This is a genomic window from Amycolatopsis pittospori (assembly GCF_013870525.1).
GTDB lineage: Bacteria > Actinomycetota > Actinomycetes > Mycobacteriales > Pseudonocardiaceae > Amycolatopsis > Amycolatopsis pittospori.
Genome location: NZ_JACBXD010000183.1, coordinates 1 through 4,386, shown reverse-complemented (window position 1 = coordinate 4,386; position 4,386 = coordinate 1). Strand labels below are relative to the sequence as shown.

Annotated in this window: 6 protein-coding genes; 3 read left to right on the top strand and 3 right to left on the bottom strand. The window is 70.4% G+C overall.

Features of this window, described 5'->3' with window-relative positions:
• The 3 genes from H5J31_RS39455 to clpS all read right to left on the bottom strand — a co-directional run.
• On the bottom strand, positions 1-776 hold a 776-nt coding region (locus H5J31_RS39455; RefSeq protein WP_181777758.1), incomplete at its 3' end, for a P1 family peptidase.
• Positions 773-1,330, bottom strand: coding sequence for a DUF2017 domain-containing protein (locus H5J31_RS39450; RefSeq protein WP_181777757.1), 558 nt, complete (start codon positions 1,328-1,330; stop codon positions 773-775). The genes H5J31_RS39450 and H5J31_RS39455, both read right to left, overlap by 4 nt.
• Entirely contained in the window at positions 1,327-1,626 is a 300-nt protein-coding gene (gene clpS, locus H5J31_RS39445) for an ATP-dependent Clp protease adapter ClpS (protein WP_181777756.1), read from the bottom strand. The genes H5J31_RS39450 and clpS overlap by 4 nt, the downstream gene beginning before the upstream one ends.
• 74 nt (positions 1,627-1,700) lie before the next feature.
• Here clpS and H5J31_RS39440 point away from each other — a divergent pair, with 74 nt between their 5' ends.
• The 3 genes from H5J31_RS39440 to H5J31_RS39430 are packed head-to-tail and all read left to right on the top strand — an operon-like array spanning position 1,701 to position 4,254.
• Positions 1,701-3,005: a nicotinate phosphoribosyltransferase gene (locus H5J31_RS39440; RefSeq protein WP_181777755.1), complete on the top strand. Its 1,305-nt coding sequence runs from the start codon at positions 1,701-1,703 to the stop codon at positions 3,003-3,005.
• A 20-nt stretch (positions 3,006-3,025) separates the two neighbouring features.
• Positions 3,026-3,601 (top strand): isochorismatase family protein, encoded by a 576-nt coding sequence (locus tag H5J31_RS39435; protein ID WP_181777754.1) that lies wholly within the window; start codon positions 3,026-3,028, stop codon positions 3,599-3,601.
• Positions 3,598-4,254: a bifunctional 4-hydroxy-2-oxoglutarate aldolase/2-dehydro-3-deoxy-phosphogluconate aldolase gene (locus H5J31_RS39430; RefSeq protein ID WP_181777753.1), complete on the top strand. Its 657-nt coding sequence runs from the start codon at positions 3,598-3,600 to the stop codon at positions 4,252-4,254. The genes H5J31_RS39435 and H5J31_RS39430 overlap by 4 nt, the downstream gene beginning before the upstream one ends.
• Positions 4,255-4,386 lie beyond the last annotated feature (132 nt).

The window sequence follows — 4,386 nt, the reverse complement described above, 5'->3', positions numbered from 1 at the left end:
AACATCGTGTGCGCGGGGCGTACGGAGCGGGCGAGGCCGTCCTGCGCGGCCACCGCGAGCCGCCGAGCCTCCGCCTTCGAAAGCTCGGCATCGACCGCGACCACGCCGATGGTCGTGTTGAGTCCGGCCGCCTTCGCCTCGACGTCGCCGGGCCGGTCCGGCCAGTGGACGCCGAACTCGCCGTCGACCTCGTGGTCCGCCGCGAAGGCGCGACCGGTCGAGAGATCGACGGCCTCACCGGCGGCGTTCACCGCGGCGACGACGCCGACCGTGAACTCACCGACCCGTTCCGAGGCCGTCCCGATCCCACCTTTGAGTGATCCCGCCTTGGCTCCGGCACCGGCACCGACGGTCCCCAGAGGCACAGGGCCGGCCGCGGCGGCTTCACAGGCCGCGTAGCCGAACGACGCGTCCGGACGGTTGCCCCAGTCCCCGCGCGGCAGGTCGAACAGCACCGCGGCGGGCACGATCGGCACGACTTCGTGCGGCTGAGCGCCGACCGGGATGCCCAGGTTCCGCTCCGCGAGCCAGCGCATGACGCCGTCCGCCGCGGCCAGGCCGTACGCGCTCCCGCCGGACAGGCAGATCGCGTTCACGTGCTGGACCAGGTTCTCCGGCTCCAGCAGGTTGGTCTCGCGCGTTCCGGGCGCGCCGCCGCGCTGGTCGACGGCCCCGACGGCGCCGCCGGGGACCAGCACGACCGTCGTCCCCGTCGCCCAGCCGTCACCGACCCGCTCGTGGTGCCCGACCAGCACCCCGGGGACGTCGGTGATCATGACGTGAGCGACTGGATGAGGGTTTCCTGCACCCAGGTCAGCCAGTGGTAGACGCCCAGATGCGGCGCGCGCGGGTCGTCCTCCGGCAGCTCGTCGGGCATGTCCTCGGTGACGTCGAGCGCGGTGCCCAGCGCCAGCCGGACGTCGTTGAGCGCCCCCAGCCAGGCGTCGGCCTGCTCGAAGGTGAGCCGCACGTTCCCGCCGTCACGCGGCAGCGTGTCCAGCACGACCTTGGCGACGCCGACCTTCTTGTCCAGCAGTTCCGGCTCGTGGATCGACCGCATCGCGGCCGCCGAATCGATGTCCTCGCGGGTCGGGTTGTCCGGGTCCAGCTTGTGGAAGTCCGGCAGCAGCCGCGACAGCACGGGGTCGTCCGGCGACTCCGACGGTCCCGTGCGGATCCCGGTCAGCTCGGCCAGCTCGTCCTGCGGCGCCTCCTCGGCGCGCGCGGTGAGCATGTCCTCAAGCTGGCTGACCAGACCGCGCAGGACGGCGGCCTCCTGCTGTTCGAAGCCCGCGACGATGGTGTCGCCCTTCCGGCGCCAACCGTTCATGAAGTCTGTTCCATCGTGGCCCACAGGCCGGCGGCGTGCAGTTTCGCCACGTCGGTCTCCACCTTCTCCTTCGAACCGGAGGACACGATCGCCTTGCCCTTGTGGTGCACGTCGAGCATGAGCTTCGTCGCGTGGTCCCGGCTGTAACCGAACAGCTTCTGGAACACGTACGTCACGTACGACATCAGGTTCACCGGATCGTTCCAGACGACCGTCCGCCAGGGATTGTCCTCAGAGACGACTTCTACTCCCTGTGGATCAACCTGCGTCTGCTCGGACGCGACAGGCGTGGACATGCACTCCATGGTGTCACGGGCCCAACCCGGTATGGGTTGGCAGGTCCGGCCATGTGGGTGAATAGGCTGGCACCATGGGTTTCCCCGAGGCGGCCACTGGCGCCGGCACCGCGCTGCTCACCGACCACTACGAGCTGACCATGCTGGCCAGCGCCCTCGCCGACGGGACCGCCGACAGGCCCTGCGTCTTCGAGGTCTTCGCACGTCGTCTCCCCGACGGCCGCCGCTACGGCGTCGTCGCCGGGACCGGCCGAGTCCTCGACTCGATCGCGGACTTCCGGTTCACCGACGCCGAGCTGAGCCAGCTGGAAGCGACCGCCGTCGTCGACGACGCCACCCTTTCGTGGCTCGCGAACTACTCCTTCTCGGGGAACATCGACGGCTATTCCGAGGGTGAGCTCTACTTCCCGGGCTCCCCGATCCTGACCGTCACCGGTTCCTTCGGCGAGGCCGTCGTGCTGGAGACGCTGATCCTGTCGATCCTCAACCACGACAGCGCGATCGCGTCCGCGGCGGCGCGGATGTCGGGTGCCGCGCACGGCAGGCCGATCATCGAGATGGGCGGACGCCGCACGCACGAGTGGGCCGCCGTCGCCGCCGCGCGGGCCGCGTACCTCGCCGGTTTCGCCACGACTTCCAACCTCGAAGCCGGTCGCCGCTACGGAATCCCGACGCGGGGAACGGTCGCGCACGCGTTCATGCTCCTGCACGACAGTGAGGAAGAGGCGTTCCGCGCGCAGGTGGACAAGATGGGTGCCGACACCACACTCCTGGTGGACACCTACGACATCACCCAGGGCATCGAGACGGCCGTGCGGGTGGCGGGAACCGAGCTCGGCGCGATCCGCATCGACTCCGGCGACGTGGGCCCGCTGGCCCGCAAGGCCCGCGAGCAGCTGGACTCCCTCGGCGCCAAGGACACCCGCATCGTGGTGTCCGGCGACCTCGACGAACACGCCATCGCCGCGCTGCGGGCGGAGCCGGTCGACGCGTACGGCGTCGGCACCTCGGTCGTCACCGGTTCCGGCGCGCCGACCGCCGGGATGGTCTACAAGCTCGTCGACGTCGACGGCAAACCGGTCGCCAAGCGCAGCGCGCACAAGGAGTCCCGCGGCGGCCGGAAATCCGCGCTGCGGCGGCACCGGAGCACCGGCACCGCCGTCGAAGAGGTGATCTGGACCGCCGCCTCGCCGGTACCGGAACGGGGGCCGAACGACCACGAATTGCAGATTCCGCTGGTCCGGGACGGCCGGACGGTGGATGATTTGCCCACGCTGGACGACGCGCGCCAGCGGCTTCGGCAGGCCTTGGTGAGCCTGCCGTGGGAGGGCCTCAAGCTCTCCCACGGGGAGCCCGCCATCCCGACCGTATTCGTCTAGAGAGAACTCAGGAGCAACACATGGGGACCGCCCTGATCGTGGTCGATGTGCAGAACGACTTCTGCGAAGGCGGGTCGCTCGGCCTGCCCGGCGGCGCCGCGGCCGCCGAAGCGATCTCCAAGCGGGCCGCCGAGGGCGGCTACGCGCACGTCGTCGCCACCCGGGACTACCACATCGACCCGGGCGACCACTTCAGCGAGACGCCGGACTTCAAGGACAGCTGGCCGCGTCACTGCGTCGCGGGCACCTCCGGCGCGTCGTTCCATCCCGCGCTCGACGTGGTCCCGATCAGCGAAGTCTTCTCCAAGGGCGAGTACACCGCCGCGTACTCCGGTTTCGAGGGCAACGCGCGCGACGGCAAGACGCTCGACGCGTGGTTGAAGGAACACGACGTCACCGAGGTCGAGGTCGTCGGCATCGCGACCGACTTCTGCGTCCGCGCGACAGCGCTCGACGCGGCGAAGGCGGGCTTCACCGTCCGGGTGCTGCTGGACCTCACCGTGGGCGGTTCGCAGCCGACGGTCGACGCCGCGCTCAAGGACTTCGACGAGGCAGGCGTGACCTACACCGGAAAGGCGCCGGTTCCGTCCGCATGATCCAGCACGACCTCCAGGACACCCTGATCGAACACCGGCTCGTCGCGATCCTGCGAGCCGACGACGCGAGCCGCTTCGCCGACGCCGCCACGGTGTTGCACGCGGCGGGCCTCCGGGTGCTCGAAGCGACACTGACCACGCCGGGAGCGCCCGAGGCCATCGCGACCATCCGCAAGAAGCTCGGCGACGACTCGCACGTCGGCGCCGGGAGCGTCCGTGAACCGTCCGATGTGGACATCGCGGCGGACGCGGGCGCGACGTTCCTGGTCACGCCGACGGTGAACCCGCTGGTGCTGGAGCGCGCGCACGAGCGCGGGCTGCCGGTGATCTGCGGGGCGCTGACGCCGACCGAGATCGACCAGGCCTGGCGGCTCGGCGCGGCCGCGGTGAAGGTCTTCCCGGTCGCCGCCGTCGGTGGGATCGCCTACCTGCGGGCGATCCGGGCGCCGATGCCGGACATCCCGCTCGTGCCGACCGGCGGGGTCCACCTGGCCGACGTGCCGAAGTACCTCGAATCGGGCTCGATCGCCGTCGCCGCCGCGACACCGCTGCTGGGTGACTCGCTCACCTCCAGCGGTTCACTCGCGGACCTCGCGACCAGGGCGAGCGAGTTCGTCGCCGCGGCCGCGAAGTACGCCTCGCGCACTTCTTGATACGCGCGCGGCGTCGTGAGTGGCGCTTCGGGATTATTGAGAGGCAGGGCAAACGTGCCGTGCCGTGGTTGGGCGCCCGGTCTCGCGGGAGGTGTTGCGAAAGCCACTTTCGCAACGTTCAGTGTTGCGAAA

What these genes read in the sequence shown, in the direction of transcription:
- clpS (WP_181777756.1), bottom strand. Translation starts at nt 1,626, where the DNA reads ATGTCCACGCCTGTCGCGTCCGAGCAGACGCAGGTTGATCCACAGGGA.
- H5J31_RS39430 (WP_181777753.1), top strand. Translation starts at nt 3,598, where the DNA reads ATGATCCAGCACGACCTCCAGGACACCCTGATCGAACACCGGCTCGTC.
- H5J31_RS39435 (WP_181777754.1), top strand. Translation starts at nt 3,026, where the DNA reads ATGGGGACCGCCCTGATCGTGGTCGATGTGCAGAACGACTTCTGCGAA.
- H5J31_RS39450 (WP_181777757.1), bottom strand. Translation starts at nt 1,330, where the DNA reads ATGAACGGTTGGCGCCGGAAGGGCGACACCATCGTCGCGGGCTTCGAA.
- H5J31_RS39440 (WP_181777755.1), top strand. Translation starts at nt 1,701, where the DNA reads ATGGGTTTCCCCGAGGCGGCCACTGGCGCCGGCACCGCGCTGCTCACC.